The sequence below is a fragment of the Variovorax sp. CF079 genome (assembly GCF_900101545.1).
Lineage (GTDB): Bacteria > Pseudomonadota > Gammaproteobacteria > Burkholderiales > Burkholderiaceae_C > Variovorax.
Genome location: NZ_FMZU01000007.1, coordinates 43,432 through 62,629, shown reverse-complemented (window position 1 = coordinate 62,629; position 19,198 = coordinate 43,432). Strand labels below are relative to the sequence as shown.

General features: G+C 65.9%; 16 protein-coding genes. All 16 read right to left on the bottom strand.

Going from position 1 to position 19,198, the window contains the following annotated elements; translation table 11 throughout:
- Nucleotides 1–26 precede the first annotated feature (26 nt).
- Nucleotides 27–773: an MlaA family lipoprotein gene (locus BLS74_RS10865; RefSeq protein WP_093105620.1), complete on the bottom strand. Its 747-nt coding sequence runs from the start codon at nt 771–773 to the stop codon at nt 27–29.
- Complete coding sequence (mlaD, locus tag BLS74_RS10860; RefSeq protein WP_093105619.1) at nt 770–1,258, bottom strand: outer membrane lipid asymmetry maintenance protein MlaD; 489 nt, start codon at nt 1,256–1,258, stop codon at nt 770–772. Before mlaD ends, BLS74_RS10865 begins: the two co-directional genes overlap by 4 nt.
- Before the next feature lie 20 nt (nt 1,259–1,278).
- Entirely contained in the window at nt 1,279–2,061 is a 783-nt protein-coding gene (gene mlaE, locus BLS74_RS10855; RefSeq protein WP_093105617.1) for a lipid asymmetry maintenance ABC transporter permease subunit MlaE, read from the bottom strand.
- Entirely contained in the window at nt 2,058–2,912 is an 855-nt protein-coding gene (locus BLS74_RS10850; protein WP_093105615.1) for an ABC transporter ATP-binding protein, read from the bottom strand. The genes mlaE and BLS74_RS10850 overlap by 4 nt, the downstream gene beginning before the upstream one ends.
- Nucleotides 2,913–2,993: 81 nt before the next feature.
- Nucleotides 2,994–4,472 (bottom strand): glutamate synthase subunit beta, encoded by a 1,479-nt coding sequence (locus BLS74_RS10845; protein ID WP_093105612.1) that lies wholly within the window; start codon nt 4,470–4,472, stop codon nt 2,994–2,996.
- A 168-nt stretch (nt 4,473–4,640) separates the two neighbouring features.
- Nucleotides 4,641–9,383, bottom strand: a complete 4,743-nt coding sequence (locus BLS74_RS10840) for a glutamate synthase-related protein (protein ID WP_093105610.1) — start codon at nt 9,381–9,383, stop codon at nt 4,641–4,643.
- 185 nt (nt 9,384–9,568) lie between these two features.
- Nucleotides 9,569–10,261 carry a transposase gene (locus BLS74_RS10835; RefSeq protein ID WP_093105607.1) on the bottom strand — a complete coding sequence of 231 codons (693 nt, stop codon included), beginning with the start codon at nt 10,259–10,261 and terminating at the stop codon, nt 9,569–9,571.
- Nucleotides 10,262–10,282: 21 nt separating this feature from the next.
- Nucleotides 10,283–11,149 (bottom strand): class I SAM-dependent methyltransferase, encoded by an 867-nt coding sequence (locus BLS74_RS10830; RefSeq protein WP_093105605.1) that lies wholly within the window; start codon nt 11,147–11,149, stop codon nt 10,283–10,285.
- Nucleotides 11,146–11,721, bottom strand: a complete 576-nt coding sequence (locus BLS74_RS10825) for a DUF1415 domain-containing protein (RefSeq protein ID WP_093105602.1) — start codon at nt 11,719–11,721, stop codon at nt 11,146–11,148. The genes BLS74_RS10830 and BLS74_RS10825 overlap by 4 nt, the downstream gene beginning before the upstream one ends.
- Nucleotides 11,718–12,980: an MFS transporter gene (locus tag BLS74_RS10820; protein WP_093105599.1), complete on the bottom strand. Its 1,263-nt coding sequence runs from the start codon at nt 12,978–12,980 to the stop codon at nt 11,718–11,720. The genes BLS74_RS10825 and BLS74_RS10820 overlap by 4 nt, the downstream gene beginning before the upstream one ends.
- Nucleotides 12,977–14,110 carry a deoxyguanosinetriphosphate triphosphohydrolase gene (locus BLS74_RS10815; protein ID WP_093105597.1) on the bottom strand — a complete coding sequence of 378 codons (1,134 nt, stop codon included), beginning with the start codon at nt 14,108–14,110 and terminating at the stop codon, nt 12,977–12,979. The genes BLS74_RS10820 and BLS74_RS10815 overlap by 4 nt, the downstream gene beginning before the upstream one ends.
- Before the next feature lie 16 nt (nt 14,111–14,126).
- Nucleotides 14,127–15,227, bottom strand: coding sequence for a 3-dehydroquinate synthase (gene aroB / locus BLS74_RS10810; protein WP_093105594.1), 1,101 nt, complete (start codon nt 15,225–15,227; stop codon nt 14,127–14,129).
- Nucleotides 15,228–15,263: 36 nt separating this feature from the next.
- Complete coding sequence (locus tag BLS74_RS10805; protein WP_093105592.1) at nt 15,264–15,809, bottom strand: shikimate kinase; 546 nt, start codon at nt 15,807–15,809, stop codon at nt 15,264–15,266.
- A 24-nt stretch (nt 15,810–15,833) separates the two neighbouring features.
- The gene (pilQ, locus tag BLS74_RS10800) at nt 15,834–17,984 is read right to left on the bottom strand and encodes a type IV pilus secretin PilQ (RefSeq protein WP_093105589.1); all 2,151 of its coding nucleotides are present in this window, start codon (nt 17,982–17,984) and stop codon (nt 15,834–15,836) included.
- The gene (locus BLS74_RS10795; protein WP_093105587.1) at nt 17,981–18,520 is read right to left on the bottom strand and encodes a pilus assembly protein PilP; all 540 of its coding nucleotides are present in this window, start codon (nt 18,518–18,520) and stop codon (nt 17,981–17,983) included. The genes pilQ and BLS74_RS10795 overlap by 4 nt, the downstream gene beginning before the upstream one ends.
- Nucleotides 18,517–19,191: a type IV pilus inner membrane component PilO gene (locus BLS74_RS10790; protein ID WP_093105584.1), complete on the bottom strand. Its 675-nt coding sequence runs from the start codon at nt 19,189–19,191 to the stop codon at nt 18,517–18,519. Before BLS74_RS10790 ends, BLS74_RS10795 begins: the two co-directional genes overlap by 4 nt.
- Between the last annotated feature and the right edge of the window lie 7 nt (nt 19,192–19,198).

Here is a 19,198-nt window from a genome sequence, read left to right as displayed (position 1 = left end):
GCCGCAACGGGATGCAAGCGCCGGACTCACTCGTTGCCATCATTCGGCAGATTGCCGTCGTGCACTTCGTTGCGCCGGCGCTGCAAGAAGGCATCGCGGGTGAACGAATACTTGTCGAGCGCGGCATCATCGAGCAGCTGGCCTGCACGCAGCAGGCTGGCCCGGCCATCGATCACGCGCAGCACATACAGCGAGTTGCGCACCGGAATGTCGTTCAACGCGCGCAGCAGATCGCCCCGCCGATCGATCGGCCACGCCGCCGTGTCGCGCAAGGTCGACGATCCGAACAGCGGCAGCACCACGTAAGGACCGCTCGGCACACCCCAGCGGCCCAGGGTCTGGCCGAAGTCTTCGCTGTGGCGGTCGATGCCGGCCTCGGTGGCGATGTCGAGCAGGCCGCCCAGTCCGAAGACGGTGTTGACGTTCACGCGCATGAAGGTCTCGGCGCTGTTCTGCAGCTTCAGCTGCAGCACGCTGTTGACGAAGCTCCAGACGTCGGACAGGTTGCCGAAGAAGTTGTTGACGCCCGTGCGCACCGGCGAGGGCAGCACTTCGCGGTAGGCCGTCGCGGCGGGACGCAGCACTGCGTCGTCGACGACGTCGTTGAAGCGTGAAACCCCGCGATTGAAAGGCTCGAAGGGATCGGCCGGATTGGGGTGGGGACCGGTCGCGCAGCCGCTCGCGATGGCGAGAAGGGCAAGCGCGCCGAGGCGGCGCAGAACAGAAGCGCCGCGGATCGCGGACGAAAAGTTGGAAGTGGATCGCGGTTTCATTTCTTGTTGGCGTTGCCCGATGGCGTGCTGCCCTCGGACGCCTTGTTGTAGAGAAACTGACCGATCAGGTTCTCCAGCACGACGGCCGATTGCGTTGCGGTGATGGTGTCACCGGCTTGAAGGTTCTTCTCCTCAGCCCCCGCTTCGATCCCGATGTACTGCTCGCCGAGCAAGCCGCTGGTCAGGATCTTGAGGGAACTGTCCTTGGGGAAACTGTAACGGCTTTGCAAAGCGAGCGTGACGCTGGCCTGAAAGTTCTTGTCGTCGAACGTGATCGATTCGACACGCCCGACCACCACGCCCGCGCTCTTGACCGCGGTTTGCGGCTTGAGTCCGCCGATGTTGTCGAAGCGCGCAGTGACGGGATAGGTCTTCTGGAAGCTGAGGCTCAGCAGGTTGGCTGATTGCAGCGCAAGAAAGAGCAGCGCCGCCGCGCCGATCAGCACGAACAGGCCGACCCAGATGTCGTTGTTGGAACGTTGCATGTATGTGCCTTCCGTCTTAGCTAGATACTGAACATCATTGCGGTCAGCAGGAAATCGAGCCCGAGCACTGCGAGCGAGGCGGCGACCACAGTGCGGGTGGTGGCGCGAGACACACCCTCGGGCGTCGGCTGGGATTCGTAACCCTGCAGCAGTGCGATGAAGGTCACCGTGAAGCCGAAGACAATGCTCTTGACCACGCCGTTGCCGACGTCGCGCCAGACATCGACGCCGCCCTGCATCTGGCCCCAGAAGGCGCCCGGATCGACGCCGAGCATCAGCACGCCGACCACGTAGCCGCCGCTCACACCGACTGCGCTGAACACGGCCGCCAGCAGGGGCATGGTGATCACGCCGGCCCAGAAGCGCGGCGCGAGGATGCGCTGCACGGGATCGACCGCCATCATCTCCATCGCGCTTAGTTGTTCGCCGGCCTTCATGAGGCCGATCTCCGCCGTCAACGAGGTGCCCGCGCGGCCCGCGAACAGCAAGGCCGCGACCACCGGACCGAGTTCGCGCACCAGGCTCAGCGCGACCAGCAGGCCGAGCGCTTCCGAAGAGCCGTAGCGCTGCAGCGTGTAGTAACCCTGCAGCCCGAGCACGAAGCCCACGAACAGCCCCGAGACCGCAATGATCGCGAGCGAGTAGTTGCCGAGGAAGTGGATCTGGTCGCGCACCAGGCCGAAGCGGCGCAGGCTGCGCGCGCCCCGGAGCACCAGGCGCAGGAACAGGTGGGCGCCCAGCCCCAGGTCGGCGAGCTTGGAGCGCACGGCAAAACCCATGTCGGCGGGCCGGTACCAGCTCATTCGCGCTCTCCGTGGGTGTTGCCGAAATCGTCCTCGACGCCGACGCCGGGATAGTGGAAATGCACCGGCCCGTCGGGCAGCGCGTTGACGAACTGGTGCACCAGAGGATCGCCGCTCTGGCGCACCTCCTGCGGCGTACCCTGGGCGGCAATGCCGCCGTTGGCCAGGATGATCACGTGGTCGGCGATGCGAAAGGTCTCTTCGAGATCGTGCGAGACCACGACGCTGGTCAGCCCCAGCGTGTCGTTGAGCTGGCGGATCAGGCGCGCCGCGGTGCCGAGCGAGATCGGATCGAGACCGGCGAAGGGCTCGTCGTACATCACGAGATCCGGATCGAGCGCGATCGCACGGGCCAGCGCCACGCGCCGCGCCATGCCGCCCGAGACCTCGCTGGGCATCAGGTGCCGCGCGCCGCGCAAGCCCACCGCATCGAGCTTCATGAGCACGATGTCGCGCACCAGGGCTTCGGGCAACTGCGTGTGCTCGCGCAGCGGAAAGGCGACGTTGTCGAACACGCTCATGTCGGTGAACAGCGCGCCGAACTGGAACAGCATGCCCATGCGGCGCCGCGCGGCGTAGAGCGCATCGGTCCCGAGCTTGCCGACATCCTGTCCGTCCACCAGCACCTCGCCGCGCTGCGCACGCAGCTGGCCGCCGATCAGCCGCAGCACGGTGGTCTTGCCGCCGCCGGAGGCCCCCATCAGCGCCGTCACCTTTCCGCGCGGCACGGAGAACGAGACGCCATCGAGGATGGGCCGCTCGCTGTAGCCGAAGCCGAGATCGCGAAATTCAACGAGGGAGGTGGTGGATGGGTCCATATCAAACAGAAAAGCCGGGGCGCCTTCAGGCATCCCGGCTCGCGGTTGCACCCATGATAAATGAAGCACGGGTCATGCCCATGCCCCGAAGTGGGGGCCTAATCCAGGCCTAATTCAGCGCGGCAGATCGCTGAATCCCATCAGGAATTCGTCGACGGAGCGCGCCGCCTGGCGCCCTTCGCGGATCGCCCACACCACCAGCGACTGGCCACGGCGGATGTCGCCCGCGGCAAACACCTTGGGCACGTTGGTTGCGTAGCCGCCGACGAAGTCAACGCTGGCCTTGGCATTGCCGCGCGCATCTTTCTCCACACCGAAGGCATCGAGCACGTTGCCGACCGGGCTCACGAAGCCCATGGCCAAGAGCACCAGATCGGCCTTCAGCACTTCTTCGGTGCCGGGGACCTCGACCATCTTGCCGTCCTTCCACTCCACGCGAACGGTCTTGAGGCCGGTGAGCTTGCCCTTCTCGCCGATGAACTCCTTGGTCGAGATCGCGAACTCGCGCTCGCAGCCCTCTTCGTGGCTGGAGCTGGTGCGCAGCTTGTAGGGCCAGTAGGGCCAGGTCAGCGGGCGGTTTTCTTCCTCGGGCGGCTGCGGCATCAGTTCGAACTGCGTGACGCTGGCAGCGCCGTGGCGGTTGCTGGTGCCCACGCAGTCGGAGCCGGTGTCGCCGCCGCCGATCACGATCACGTGCTTGCCGGAGGCAGAGATCTGGCCCTTCACCTTGTCGCCGGCGTTGACCTTGTTCTGCTGCGGCAGGAACTCCATGGCGAAATAGATGCCATCGAGATCGCGGCCCGGCACCGGCAGGTCGCGCGACTGCTCGGCGCCACCGGTCAAGATAACCGCATCGAACTCGCGGTCGAGCTGCTCGGGCGTGACGATTTCCTTGGCCCAGTTCGTGACCTTGGAGCCCTTGCCGAGCGGATCCTTGGCGGCGCCGACCATCACGCCGGTGCGGAAGACCACGCCTTCGGCCTTCATCTGCTCGACACGGCGATCAATGTGCACCTTCTCCATCTTGAAGTCGGGGATGCCGTAGCGCAGCAGGCCGCCGATGCGGTCGTTCTTCTCGAACAAGGTGACGTCGTGGCCGACGCGCGCGAGCTGCTGCGCGGCCGCCATGCCGGCCGGGCCGGAGCCGACCACCGCGACCTTCTTGCCGGTCTTGTGCTTGGCCGGCCGCGGTGCGACCCATTTTTCTTCCCACGCGCGATCGATGATTGCGTGCTCGATCGACTTGATGCCCACCGGGTCGTCGTTCACATTGAGAACGCAGGCGGCCTCGCAGGGCGCGGGGCAGATGCGGCCGGTGAACTCCGGGAAGTTGTTGGTCGAATCGAGCACCACGAAGGCGCTCTGCCAGTCGCTTTGGTAGACCAGGTCGTTGAAGTCCGGAATGATGTTGTTGACCGGGCAACCGCTGTTGCAGAAGGGCGTGCCGCAGTCCATGCAGCGCGCACCCTGCACCTTGGCCTGGGCCTCGTCGAGCCCGACAACGAATTCCTTGTGATGCTTGACGCGCTCCTTGACGGGCTTGTAGCCCTCCTCGATGCGCTCATGCTCCATGAAGCCGGTGATTTTTCCCATCGTGATTCCTTTGCTCACCCCCGTTGCTTGCTCACTTCGTGTAGCCTCCTGCCCCCTTCAGGGGGCAGCACCAGCGGCCCGGCAAAGCCGGATCCGCGGTGCTCTCCCCGAAGGGTTGAGATGGCACACCTAAAGAAGCTGCACGGCGTATGAAGAGTTGTTGCTTGATCAGGCCGTGACCGGCTTGTTGACGACCGCGTGCGGCTCCATGCCCACGTGGGCGTTGTTGCCGCTGCTCGTGAGCTCGACCTGGCGGTCGTGGATCTCGGCCAGCGCGCGCTTGTATTCGTTCGGGAAGACCTTGACGAACTTGGTGCGCGAGACCGCCCAGGTGTCGAGCAGTTCGCGCGCGCGCTTGCTGCCGGTCCAGCGATGGTGGTCTTCCAGGAGCTTCCTGAGCTGCGCCTCGTCGGTCTCGCCGTCGTGCCAGATCTTGCGGTGCACGCTCGCGATCTGCTCGGCGGAGGTCAGCACCTTGTCGAGCGAGACCATCGAGAGGTTGCAGCGCGACGCGAACTGGCCGTCCTCGTCATAGACGAAGGCGACACCGCCGCTCATGCCGGCCGCGAAGTTGCGCCCGGTCTTGCCGAGCACCGCGACCGTGCCGCCGGTCATGTATTCGCAGCCGTGATCGCCGGTGCCTTCGACCACCGCGGTGGCGCCCGACAGGCGCACCGCGAAGCGCTCGCCGGCCACGCCGCACAAGTAGGCCTCGCCGGTGGTCGCGCCGTAGAGCGCGGTGTTGCCGACGATGGTGTTGCGTATCGCTTCACCGCGGAAGTCGAGGCTGGGACGCACCACCACGCGGCCGCCCGAGAGGCCCTTGCCGGTGTAGTCGTTGGCATCGCCGATCAGGTAGAGCGTGATGCCGCGCGCCAGGAAGGCGCCGAAGGACTGGCCGCCCGTGCCTTCGAGCTGGATGCGGATCGAATCGTCAGGCAGGCCTTGCGGATGCACCTTGGTCAGCGCGCCCGAGAGCATGGCGCCGACCGATCGGTTGACGTTGCGCGCCACCTCGATGAACTGCACCTTCTCGCCTTTCTCGATCGCCGGGCGCGACTTCTCGATCAGCTTGTTGTCGAGGCTCTTCGCGAGGCCGTGGTCCTGCGCCTCGACGTGGTAGCGCGGCACGTCGGCCGGCACGTTCGGCTGCGCGAACAGGCGGCTGAAGTCCAGGCCGCGGGCCTTCCAGTGCTCGATGCCCTTCTTGGTGTCGAGCAGGTCGGCGCGGCCGATCAGCTCGTCGAACTTGCGGATACCCAGCTGCGCCATGATCTGGCGCACTTCCTCGGCAACGAAGAAGAAGTAGTTCACCACATGCTCGGGCTTGCCGGTGAACTTCTTGCGCAGCACCGGGTCCTGCGTGGCCACGCCGACCGGGCAGGTGTTGAGGTGGCACTTGCGCATCATGATGCAGCCCTCGACCACCAGCGGCGCGGTCGCGAAGCCGAACTCATCGGCGCCAAGCAGTGCGCCGATGGCGACGTCGCGGCCGGTCTTCATCTGGCCGTCGGCCTGCACGCGGATGCGCCCGCGCAGGCGGTTGAGCACCAGGGTCTGCTGGGTCTCGGCCAGGCCGATCTCCCACGGGCTGCCCGCGTGCTTGATCGACGACCATGGCGACGCGCCGGTGCCGCCGTCATGGCCCGCGATCACGACGTGGTCGCTCTTGCACTTGGCGACGCCGGCCGCGATCGTGCCGACGCCGACTTCGCTCACCAGCTTGACGCTCACGCTCGCGTGCGGCGCGACGTTCTTCAGGTCGTGGATCAGCTGCGCCAGATCCTCGATCGAATAGATGTCGTGGTGCGGGGGGGGAGAAATGAGGCCCACGCCCGGCACCGAGTAGCGCAGCGCGCCGATGTAGTTGGACACCTTGCCGCCCGGCAGCTGGCCGCCTTCGCCAGGCTTCGCGCCCTGCGCCATCTTGATCTGCAGCTGGTCGGCCGACGAGAGGTACTCGGCGGTGACGCCGAAGCGGCCCGAGGCGACCTGCTTGATCTTCGAACGCAGCGAGTCGCCGTCCTGCAGAGGCAGGTCGACCTCGACGTTGGCTTCGCCGATCACGCTCTTGAGCGTGTCGCCCACCTTGATCGGGATGCCCTTGAGCTCGTTGCGATAGCGCGCCGGGTCTTCGCCGCCCTCGCCGGTATTGCTCTTGCCGCCGATGCGGTTCATCGCGACGGCGAGCGTCGAATGCGCTTCGGTGCTGATCGAGCCCAGCGACATGGCGCCGGTCGCGAAGCGCTTGACGATCTCGCTCGCCGGCTCGACCTCGTCCACGGAAATCGCCTTGGCCGGATCGATCCTGAACTCGAACAGCCCGCGCAGCGTGAGATGGCGGCGGTTCTGGTCGTTGATGAGCTGCGCGTATTCCTTGTAGGTGTTGAAGTTGTTGGCGCGCGTGCTGTGCTGCAGCTTGGCGATCGCGTCGGGCGTCCACATGTGCTCCTCGCCGCGCGTGCGCCAGGCGTATTCGCCGCCGGCGTCGAGCATGTGGGCGAGCACCGGGTCGTCGCTGAAGGCCGCCTTGTGCATGCGGATGGCTTCCTGCGCGATCTCGAACACGCCGATGCCCTCGACGCGGCTGGCGGTGCCGGTGAAGTACTTGACGATCGTTTCGCTGTTGAGCCCGATGGCTTCGAAGAGCTGCGCGCCGCAGTAGCTCATGTAGGTGCTGACGCCCATCTTCGACATGATCTTGGACAGACCCTTGCCGATCGCCTTGACGTAGTTGTAGATCGCCTTCTCGGCGCTCAGGTCGCCCGACAGGTCTTCATGCATCGCGGCCAGGGTTTCCATCGCGAGGTACGGGTGCACGGCCTCGGCGCCATAGCCCGCCAGCACGCCGAAGTGATGCACCTCGCGCGCCGAGCCGGTCTCGACCACCAGGCCGGCGGTGGTCCGCAGGCCTTCGCGCACCAGGTACTGGTGGATGGCCGACAGCGCCAGCAGCGCGGGGATCGCGATCTGGGTCGGGCTCACCGCGCGGTCGCTCACGATCAGGATGTTGTGGCCGCCCTTGATCGCATCGACCGCTTCGGCGCACAGCGAGGCCAGCTTGGCCTCGACGCCCTCCTCGCCCCAAGCGAGCGGATAGGTGATGTCGAGCGTGTAGCTCTTGAACTTGCCCTGCGTGTATTTGCCGATGTCGCGCAGCTTCGCCATGTCGCCGAAGTCGAGGATCGGCTGGCTCACCTCGAGCCGCATCGGCGGGTTGACCTGGTTGATGTCGAGCAGGTTCGGCTTCGGACCGATGAAGGACACCAGCGACATCACGATCGCCTCGCGGATCGGATCGATCGGCGGGTTCGTGACCTGCGCGAACAGCTGCTTGAAGTAGTTGTAGAGCGGCTTGTTCTTGTTGGACAGCACGGCCAGCGGGCTGTCGTTGCCCATGGAGCCGATGCCCTCCTCGCCGGCCGCGGCCATCGGGCTCATGAGGAACTTGATGTCTTCCTGCGTGTAGCCGAAGGCCTGCTGGCGATCGAGCAGCGCGACCTGGCTCACCGGCGCCTGCACGGCCTCGGCCTCGACGCTGTCGAGCTTGATGCGCAGGTTCTCGATCCACTGCTTGTAGGGCTTGCTGTTCGCGAGGGTGGCCTTGACCTCCTCGTCGTCGATCATGCGGCCTTGTTCCAGGTCGATCAGGAACATCTTGCCGGGCTGCAGGCGCCACTTGCGCACGATCTTCTGCTCGGGCACGGGGAGCACGCCGGATTCGGAGGCCATGATCACCAGGTCGTCGTCGGTCACGCAGTAACGCGAGGGCCGCAGGCCGTTGCGGTCGAGCGTGGCGCCGATCTGGCGGCCGTCGGTGAAGACGATCGAGGCCGGGCCGTCCCAGGGCTCCAGCATCGCGGCGTGGTACTCGTAGAAGGCGCGGCGGCGCGTGTCCATGGTCGCGTGCTGCTCCCAGGGCTCGGGAATCATCATCATCACGGCCTGGCTGATCGGGTAGCCGGCCATCGTGAGCAGTTCGAGGCAGTTGTCGAAAGTAGCGGTGTCGGACTGGTCGGCGAAGCTGATCGGATAGAGCTTCTGCAGATCTGCACCCAGCACCGGCGAGGACATCACGCCTTCGCGCGCCTTCATCCAGTTGTAGTTGCCCTTGACCGTGTTGATCTCGCCGTTGTGCGCGACATAGCGGTACGGGTGGGCCAGCGGCCACTCGGGGAAGGTGTTGGTCGAGAAGCGCTGGTGCACCAGGCCCAGGGCCGAGATGCAGCGCTTGTCCTGCAGGTCGAGGTAGTAGGTGCCGACCTGATCGGCCAAGAGCAGACCCTTGTAGACCACCGTGCGGCTCGACATGCTCGGAACGTAGTACTCCTTGCTGTGCTTGAGCTTCAGGCGCTGGATGCTGGCACTGGCGGTCTTGCGGATCACGTAGAGCTTGCGCTCCAGCGCGTCCTGCACGATCACGTCGTTGCCGCGGCCGATGAAGACCTGGCGCAGGAGCGGTTCCTTCTTGCGCACGGTCGGCGACATCGGCATCTCGCGATTCACCGGCACGTCGCGCCAGCCCAGGAGCACCTGGCCTTCGGCCTTGATGGCGCGTTCCAACTCCTGCTCGCAGGCCTCGCGGGAAGCATGCTCCTTGGGCAGGAAGATCATGCCGACGCCGTACTCGCCGGGCGGCGGCAGCGTGACGCCCTGCTTGGCCATCTCTTCGCGGTACAACAGATCGGGCAGCTGGATCAGGATGCCGGCGCCGTCGCCCATCAGTTTGTCAGCGCCCACTGCGCCGCGATGGTCCAGATTCTCGAGAATCTTCAAGCCCTGCAGCACGATGGCATGGCTCTTTTCGCCCTTGATGTGGGCCACGAAGCCGACGCCGCAGGCGTCGTGCTCGTCGGCACCGGAGTAAAGGCCGTGTTGTTGGAGATGCTCGATCTCGGCAGCCGTTGTCATGGGCGTGCTCCTTCAATTTTTCGCAGGGAAAAGGAGCATATTGCGTTGCACAAATAATGCCAAACACTTTATTTGGGGTCAGATTCCAATTTCATTCCATACCCATGGGAACAACTTAATTAAGGGACACATCAAAATTGATAGCAAATGAACTGTATCCTGCGCGGGCTCCGGCATTTTTTCGATCAGCTCTGGGCGGCCGGCGGGCGGCCAGGGCGGGCCTTGAGCACACGCCGCGGCGTGGCTTTTTGTAACGACTCCAGAAAGTCGCGATCCCCCACCGCCCAACCATGCAGCGTGGCCTCGGTCAACTCCGCTTGATCGGTGGCCGGAACGCCCGCGCGCACCAAATCGGCATACGCGGCTTCGCGGGCGAACGGCGTGTTGCCCAGCGCCCAGTACAAAGGATGCGGTGTCAGCAGCTTGTCGTGTCGCAGCCCGGCATAGTGCGCATGGCTCGACCACGGGTAGTCGCGCGCCTCCGCGGCGATGCCGGCCCGCACCGGGTTCAGGTCGATGTAGGCCATGCAGGCCAGCAAGTAGCGATCGGTCTGGATCAGCGCCGACTTGTAGCGCCCTTCCCACAAGGTACCGCTGCGTCCATGCCGGTCGTTGAAGTAGCGCACGTAGCGCCGCCCGATCGCCTGCATCCACTGCGGCAGTCCGTCGGCGCTCGAAGGCGTGGCGAGCAGGTGGAAATGGTTGTCCATCAGCACATAGGCGTGCAAGGCGATGCCGAAGCGCGCGGCGTTCTCGCCCAGCAGGCCCAGCAGCATCTCGCGGTCGGCGCGGTCGATGAAGACGGCTTGGCGGTTGTTCCCGCGCTGGATCACGTGGTGCGGCTGGTCGGCCAGCGTGAGGCGGGGCAGGCGTGCCATGGCGCGGATTCAGCGCATCGATCAGGGCAGGCGAAAGCGCGTCGCCAGCAAGGACTCGAGCCCGAACTGCTCCAGCAGCTCGCGCAGCCGCGCCGCGGCGCTGGCTTTGCGCTGGCCGGTATGGCGCGCGATGATCAGCTCGTTCTTCATGCTGTGCTCCCAGCCCACCAGCTCGGTCACCGTGACCTGGTAGCCGTTCGCCTCCAGGTAGAGGCAGCGCAGCACGTTGGTGAGCTGGCTGCCGATTTCGCGCGTGTGCAGCGGGTGGCGCCAGAGCTCGGCCAGCGGTGTGCGTGACAGCGCCAGCGCCTTGGTCTGCCGCAGGCAGGCGGCAATCTCGGCCTGGCAGCAGGGAACCAGCACCATGAAACGCGCTTCTTTCGCGAGGCCGAAAGCGATCGCATCGTCGGTGGCGGTATCGCAGGCATGCAGCGCGGTCACGATGTCGATCCGCGCCGGCAGTTCGCTGGCGCCGGCAGATTCGGCCACGGTGAGATTGAGGAAGGACATGCGCTCGAAACCGAGCCGTGCAGCAAGCGCGCGCGACCGGTCGACCAGTTCGGCCCGGGTTTCGATGCCGTATACGTGCCCACCGCCGCGCTGGTTGAAGAACAGGTCGTAGATGATGAAACCGAGGTAGGACTTGCCCGCGCCATGGTCGGCCAGCGTGGCCTGGGCGCCCTCGTTCGGCAATTCGTGCAGCACCTTCTCGATGAACTGGAACAGGTGATAGACCTGCTTGAGCTTGCGGCGCGAATCCTGGTTGAGCCGGCCTTCGCGCGTGAGGATGTGTAGTTCCTTGAGCAACTCGATCGATTGACCGGGCCGCAACTCGCTTTGCAGGTCGGCTTCGGCTTTCGACGCGCGGGCGACGGTCTTGCTGCTCATCGCGCCGCTCCGCCCGGATCGACATCCAGCGCATCCCACCCTGCGGCACCGAGCGCCTCGAGGGTCTGGATATTGCGCCCGAAAATGGCCTCGGCATCCGGGAAGGCTTCGACGGCGCGGCTCACGCTGTCTTCGCGCAGCAGGTGCAGCGTGGGGTACGGCGCACGATTGGTCGCGTTGGTGATGTCCTCGGCCTCCGTGCCGGCGAACTGGTAGTGCGGATGGAAGCTCGCCAGTTGGAACTGGCCGTCGAAACCCGCGCGCATCAGCCGACGCTCAGCGCGCGCCGTGAAATCGTTGAAGTCCAGAAAGTCGGCCAAGGTGTTCGGTGCGATCAAGAGTGTGGTGTCGCGTTCGGAAGGGTCCCGGGCCGCGAGCTCGTGCGCTTCAAGAAGCAGCGCATCGATCAGGTCGGCCTCTTCGCCAGGCAGATAGACGGCATAGTGAATCTGTCCTCGCACATGCACCGCCTTCGCAAAGGGGCATAGGTTGAGACCGATGACCGCGCGCTCGAGCCAGCGTTGCGTGTCGGCCTGCGCCTGTGCTGCCGAAATTGTGGCACCTGTGTTCATGCCGTGCCCGTGCGGGGACTTGAAGGCGACACGCGGGATACGAGGGCCATCCCCGCCAGCGAGCAGGCCAAGGTCACGACCCAGGTCCATTGCCAGCCCCCGGCGCGGTGGGCGATCCAGGCGACGACCGGCGGCGCGATGAACTGCCCCAGCGACGAGGCCTGCTGCATCATCCCCACCGTCGTTGACACGGTGGAAGGCCCGGGCGCCAGCCGGACCGCGAGCATGAAGAGCGTCGCCGGCACCACCCCGCCGCCGAGCGAGAACATGCAGATCGCGAGATAGCGCAGCGCGGGCGGCAGGCTGGCGGCATCGGCGGCCTGGCCGATCTGCGCAAAGGCCGCGACGCCGCCGAGCGCCATCACGACGAAGCCCACGCGCAGCAGGCGCTCGGGCGCGATGCCGTGCTGCAGGAAGCGGCCGCCGGCGACGTTGCCGACGATGTTCATCGCCGCCGCGAGCGCTGTCAGCGCTGCGCTCCAGGCATCCGGGACGCCAGCGTCGGTGTAGATGGCGGGCAGGAAGCCGATCACCGCCATCCATTGCGCCGAGTACACCGCGAACGCCAGCGCGAGCGTCCAGGGTCCGCCTGCGCGCACGGTATCGAGCAGGCGTCCCGACCAGTTCTCCGGCGAGATGGCGGCAGGCGATGCCATGCGCTTGTTGTCCGCGGGCACGCCGAGCACGACCCACGCCGCCGCGGCCGCCGACACCAGCGACAGCGCCCACCACCAGCCCGGGCAGCCCGCCCACGCGATGAACGCGGGCCCGAGCAGTAGCGCCAAGGCGACGCCGAGCGGCATGTAGGCGCCCCAAAGACCCATCGCCGCCTTCTCGGTGCTCGGTTGCGACATGGAACGGATCAGCCCGGGCCCCGGCATCACCACCAGGAGAAAGCCGACGCCTTCGAGTGCACGCAGCACCAGCAGCAGGTGAATGGCCTTCGCCCCGCCCTCGCCCGAGCTCCCGACCAGCCCGCCGAGCACGCTTGCGCCTGTGATCACGGCCAGGCCCGCGAGCATGCTGCGGCGCAGGCCGATCGTGTCCGCCGCCAGGCCGACCACGAGGCCGAGGGTCATGCCGGCGACCTGCACCAACGACAGCAGAAAGCCTGCTTCGACCAAGCCGATGCCCAGAGAGGCCTGCAAGGCCGGGACGGCCGGCGCCAGCTTGCCGAGATGCAAGGCCGCCGCGACGCCCGCCACGACCACGGCGAGCGCAGCGGCGGGTATGCGTGCATGCGCTTGGCTGCGGCTCATTCTTCGGTCCACCGCCGTCCAGTGAGGCGCTCGTGTTCCCGCATCGCGAAGCGATCGGTCATGCCGGCGATGTAGTCGGCCACAGCGCGATGCCGGCCCGCACGCTGCGCATAGGAGTCGGGCATCTCTTCGGCGCGGGCCAGATAGGCGGCGAACAGCTCGCGCACGACCTGCTGCGCCCGGTCGGTGGTCTGCGTGACGCGCGGATGCCGGTAGAGATTGCGAAAAAGGAACTGCTTGAGCTCGATGGATTGCGCGCGCATGGCCTCGCTGAAGAGCACCAGCGGCCCGGCCCTGCGCGCGGCGTCGGCATCGGCCGGCGCGGCCGCCTCGAGCGCGGCGCGGGTGGCATCGATCACGTCGTAGACCTGCGCGCTCAGCATCCGGCGGATCGCCTCATAGAGCACGCGCCGCCCCTGCAGTTGCGGATACTCGGCCAGCGCTTCGCGGCGATAGCGGTCGAACAGGCCGACCTCGCTCACGCGCTCGATGCTGATGAGCCCCGACCTCACGCCGTCGTCGATGTCGTGGGCGTTGTAGGCGATCTCGTCCGCGAGGTTGCACAGCTGCGCTTCGAGCGAAGGCTGCGTGCCGTCGCAGAAACGCCGCGCCACGCCGCCCGGCTCGCTCGCCTCGATGCGCTCCGCATTCGTTCGGGAGCAGTGCTTGAGGATGCCTTCACGGGTCTCGAAGCTCAGGTTGAGGCCGTCGTACTGCGGATAGCGGTGTTCGAGTTCGTCCACGACACGCAGGCTCTGCAGGTTGTGCTCGAAGCCCCCGTGCTCCGTCATGCAGGCATTGAGCGCGTCCTGGCCCGCATGGCCGAAAGGCGTGTGGCCGAGGTCGTGCGCCAGCGCGACGGCTTCCACCAGGTCTTCGTTGAGCCGCAGCGCGCGGGCGATCGAACGGCCGAGCTGCGCGACCTCGAGAGAATGGGTCAGGCGGGTGCGAAACAGGTCGCCCTCGTGGTTCAGGAACACCTGGGTCTTGTAGACCAGGCGCCGGAACGCGGTCGAATGCACGATGCGGTCGCGGTCGCGCTGAAAGGCATCGCGCGTGGGCGCAGGCGGCTCGGGATGGCGCCGCCCGCGCGAGCGCGCCGGATCGCTGGCATGGCGCGCCAGGCTCATCGCGAAGCCTTCCGATTCAGGCCGCGCAGCATTGCGCCAGCACCTCTCGCACCATCGCCTCGGGTGCGCTGCGCATGACGGCCGAGCCGGGCTTGTCGATCACGACGAAGCGGATCTCGCCCGCCTCCGACTTCTTGTCGATGCGCATCAGTTCGAGATAGCGCTCCGCGCCGAGCGCAGGCGCGACCACGGGCAGGCCCGCGCGCTCGATCAAGGCCGTGAGACGCTGCACGAAGGCAGCGTCGACGCCACTCAGCCGCTGCGACAGATGCGCGGCCAGGACCATGCCGCAGCCGACTGCCTCGCCATGCAGCCACTTGCCGTAGCCCAGGCCCGACTCGATCGCGTGCCCGAAGGTGTGGCCGAAATTGAGGATCGCCCGCAGGCCGGTTTCGCGCTCGTCCTGCCCCACCACCGCGGCTTTGATCTCGCAGCTGCGCTTGACGGCGTATGCCAGCGCACCCGGTTCTCTGGCCACCAGCGCGTCGATGTTCGACTCGATCCAGTCGAGGAAGCGCATGTCGTAGATGGGGCCGTACTTGATGACCTCGGCCAGGCCGGCGCTGAGTTCGCGCGGCGCCAGCGTACCGAGCGTGGCGAGGTCGCACAGCACCAGTTGCGGCTGATAGAAGGCGCCGATCATGTTCTTGCCGAGCGGGTGATTGATCGCGGTCTTGCCGCCCACCGACGAGTCGACCTGGGCCAGCAAGGTGGTCGGCACCTGCACGAAGGGCACGCCGCGCATGTAGCTCGCTGCGGCGAAGCCGGTCATGTCGCCCACCACCCCGCCGCCGAGCGCGAACAGCACCGTCTTGCGGTCGCAGCCGTGGCCGAGCAGGGCATCGAAGATCAGGTTCAGCGTCTGCCAGTCCTTGTGCGCTTCGCCGTCGGGCAGTTCGAGCACGTGCACGGCATGGAAGCGTCCGGCCAGCGTCCGGCGCAATGCAGCCGCATAGAGCGGCGCCACGGTGGTGTTGGTGACGATCAGGGCCGTGGCGGCTGCGGGTACCGCTGCAAAATTATTCGGTTCGCCGAGCAGGTCGCTGCCGATCAGGATCGGATAGCTGCGTTCGCCGAGCTGGATCTCGACGGATTCGGGGGAGGCAGGCAATCGCATGGCCCCGAGTTTAGGCGCATGCCGCAAGGGCTTGCCTCAGTCCGGTGGCTGGCTCCGGGTTTCGGCGGAGACCGCGCCGGCAAGTTCGAGCTGCATCACGATGATGTTCACCAGCATCGCGACCGAGGGCCGGCCGGTCTCGACCACGTCGTGGGCCGTCTCGCGATAGAACGGGTCGCGCGCACTGTAAAGCTCATGCAGGCGACCCAGGGGATCGGCCACCTGCAGCAGGGGGCGCTTGACGTCGTGGCGCAGCCGCCGGAACAGATCCTCGGGCGAGGATCGCAGGTAGATCACGTGGAAGTGCGTGCGCAGCTGGATCCGGTTGGCCTCCCGCAGTACGGCGCCGCCGCCGGTCGCCACGACGCCATGGGCCGTCGCCGCGAGATCGGCGATCACGGCTTCTTCGACATTGCGGAAGCTTTCTTCGCCTTCGCGTTCGAAGTAGTCGCGGATGGAGCAGCCGATCCGGCGCTCGACCACTTCGTCGCTGTCGATGAAGGGAAGCTGCAGGCGCTGGCCGAGGCGCCGGCCCACTGCTGATTTTCCGGCGCCGGGCAAGCCGACGAGCGCGACCGCCACGCGGTGCTACGAACGCCCGCGCGTTCAGCGCGCGGCGTTGCGGTCGGTAATCATCTTCGGGGTGATAAAGACGAGCATTTCGGTCTTGTTGGCAACGCGATTGCGCGTACGGAACAGCGCCCCGACATAGGGCACTTCACCGAGCACCGGCACGCGCGATTCATCGTTGGTTTCGGTGAGCTCGAAGATACCACCGATGACCACCGTGCCGCCGTTTTCGACCAGCACCTCGGTTTGCACGTGCTTGGTGTTGATCGCGAAACCGGCCGTGGTGGCCTGGCCGACCGTGTCCTTGTTGACGTCGAGCGTCAGGATGATGTTGCCCTCGGGCGTGATCTGCGGCGTGACCTCGAGCTTGAGGTTGGCCTTGCGGAACGCGATCGAGGTGGCGCCGCTGGAGGTGGCGACCTGGTAGGGCAGTTCAGTGCCCTGCTCGATCAATGCCTTGGTCTGGTCTGCAGTCACCACGCGCGGGCTCGACACCACCTTGCCCTTGCCGTCGGCTTCGAGCGCGGAGATTTCCAGGTTCAGCATGCGCGAGAAGCTGGAGTTGAAGAGCGAGATCGCGAAAGTGCCCGGCGCATTGCCGTTGCCGGAAACGCCGGTCGACGGCAGGTTCACGAAGTTCGAATTGGTGAAAGTCGTCAACGCGCTGCCCGTCGTGGTTGCCGTTGCCGGCGTGACGACCGGCATGACGCCGACGTTGCCGAAAATCGGGCGGCCGCTGTTCGAGCCCACCGTGCCGCCGGCGACGCCGCCGCCGAGCCGCACGCCCAGGGATTTGCCGAAGGTGTCGGACGCCTCGACGATGCGCGCTTCGATCAACACCTGGCGAACCGGCACGTCGAGCTTCTGGATCAGCTCGGCGACCTGCTGGAGACGCGAAGGAATGTCCGAAACGAAGAGCTGGTTGGTGCGCGATTCGGCGATCACGCTGCCGCGCGGGCTCAGGATGCGCGTCGTCGTCCCGGAACCACCGCCACCGCCGCTCGATGCGCCCGTGCCGGTCAGGCCCTGTGCGATCGCGATGGCCTTGGTGTAGTTCAGCTGGAACGATTGGGTCCGCAGAGGCTCCAGGTTCTGGATGGCAGCCTGGGCTTCGAATTCGAGCTTTTCCTTGGCGTTGATTTCGTCCTTGGGTGCGATCCACAGAACGCTGCCGTTCTTGCGCATGCCCAGGTTCTTCGCCTGCATGATGATGTCCAGTGCCTGGTCCCAGGGCACGTCCTTCAGGCGCAAGGTCAGCGCGCCGGTGACGGAGTCCGAGGTCACGATGTTGAAGTTCGTGAAGTCGGCGATCACCTGCAGCAGCGAGCGGATCTCGATGTTCTGGAAGTTCAGCGAGAGCTTCTCGCCGCTGTAGCCGGCGCCTTGGGTGAGCTTGGTCGGGTCGACCTTGCGTGGGCGCACTTCGACGACGAACTGGTTCTCGCTCTGGTAGGCGCTGTGCTCCCAGTCGCCCTTGGGCTCGATGGTCATGCGCACGCGGTCGCCGGACTGCTGCGTCGTCACCAACTGGACGGGCGTGCCGAAGTCCGAAACGTCCAGACGGCGGCGCAGGCCCTCGGGCAGGGTCGACTTGGTGAATTCGACCACCAGGTTCTTGCCTTGCTGGCGAATGTCGACGCCCACCTGGTTGTTGGCCAGGTCGACGATCACGCGGCCGGTGTTGTCCGAGCCCAGGCGGAAATCGACGTCGCGCAAGGGCAAGGTGTCCCGGTTGCGGTTCTCGGCAAATGCGGAAGGCGTGGAAGCAACCAATGCGGCGCCCGGAACGGGCTCCAGCGAAATCAACAAGGACTTGCCCTGGATCTCAGCCTTGTACGCGGTAGCCTGCTTCAGGTTCAGGACCAGGCGCGTGCGTTCACCGGCCTGCACCACGTTGACCGAGCGCAGATTGCCCTGGTTGACGTCGATCGCCGAACGGCCGATGGCATTCGTCACACCCGGGAAATCGAGCGCGATGCGCGCCGGTGTCTGAATCGCGAAGCCGGTTGGCACGGCAGACAGCGGTTGCGTCAGGTCGACCCGAATGACTTCGGCGCCGGATTGCATCGAACTCGTCACCGATTCGATGGCGTTCTGCGCCTGCGCGACGGCGATCGTGCCGAATGCAAGCAGGCTCACGCCAACAGCGCGCAGCCACTGCGCGAACATTGATTTCTTGGAATTCATTTCGACCTCTCTTGCAACTGCAGCGTCGCCACGCGTTCGATCCATTCACCGGCGGCGTCCTGCACGATTTCACGCAAGCCGAGTTCGGTTTCACTGATACGGGTGATGCGCCCGTAGTTGAGTCCCAGATAGTTGCCGACGCGCACTTGGTACAGCAGCTTGTCGACCGTGACCAGGGCCACCGGCTCGCCCTTGCGGTTCATGCTGCCGACCATGGCCATCGAATCGAGCGGAAAAGCCTCGAGGGCCTCCTTGCGGCGAGCCAATTCGGGCGCGATGAGCCCCGACGTGCTCGGCTGGTTCGAATCACGCCGCAGAGCTTGCGTCAGCTTCTGCATGTTGAAGGGCTCGAAGGCACTGCCCTCGGTGTAGGCCTGGGGCGTGAACTTCTTCGGCTCCGTGATGGGCGGAACGTTGGGCCGCACTTGCGCCCTCTGCTCCGCCATCCAGCGCTGAAGGTCCTCCTGCTCCGACCCCATGCAACCGCTGAGGCCGACGGCAGCAATGCCGAGCCACAGAAAACCGAGCGTTCTCATTTCTTCTTCGCCCCCGCCGCGGCGCGTTTCTGCGCCGCCTGCTCTTCATCGTCCAGATAGCGGAAGGTCCGCGCCGTGGCATCCAAGGTCAGAGCGCCATCCTTTTGCGGCGTCACCGTCAAGTTGTTCAAGGTCACGATGCGGGAAAGGTTGGCGACGTCCGCGGCGAAGGCGCCCATGTCGTGGTAGCGACCCGTCACCCGCACGGCGATCGGCAGCTCGGCGTAATAGTCCTTCACCGAAACCTGCCCCGGACGGAACAATTCGAACTGGAGACTGCGGCCCAGCCCGGCCTGGTTGATGTCGGAGAGCAATGCGTCCATTTCCGCTTTGCTCGGCAGCTGCTTTTCGAGCAGGGTCACATACTGCTGCACCTGCTCGCGCTGCTTCTTCAGCAAGTCGAGGTTGGCGGCCTGCGCAACCTTCTTCTGGTAGTCCGCTTTGAGCGTGACTTCCTTCGCGCGCTCGGCTTCGAGTTCGTCGTTCGAATTGGTGAGCCACACGAACCACAGTGCCACCAGCACCAGGGCCGTGACGGCGACGCACAAGGCGTAGCGCGGCACCGGCGGCCAGACGGATGGGTCGTTCGGATTGAGACCCCGGAACTGATCCCCGAAGCGCTGCGCGGCGGCAGCGATGTCGATCTTTTGGGAAGCGCGCGTTGTTGCCATGATGACG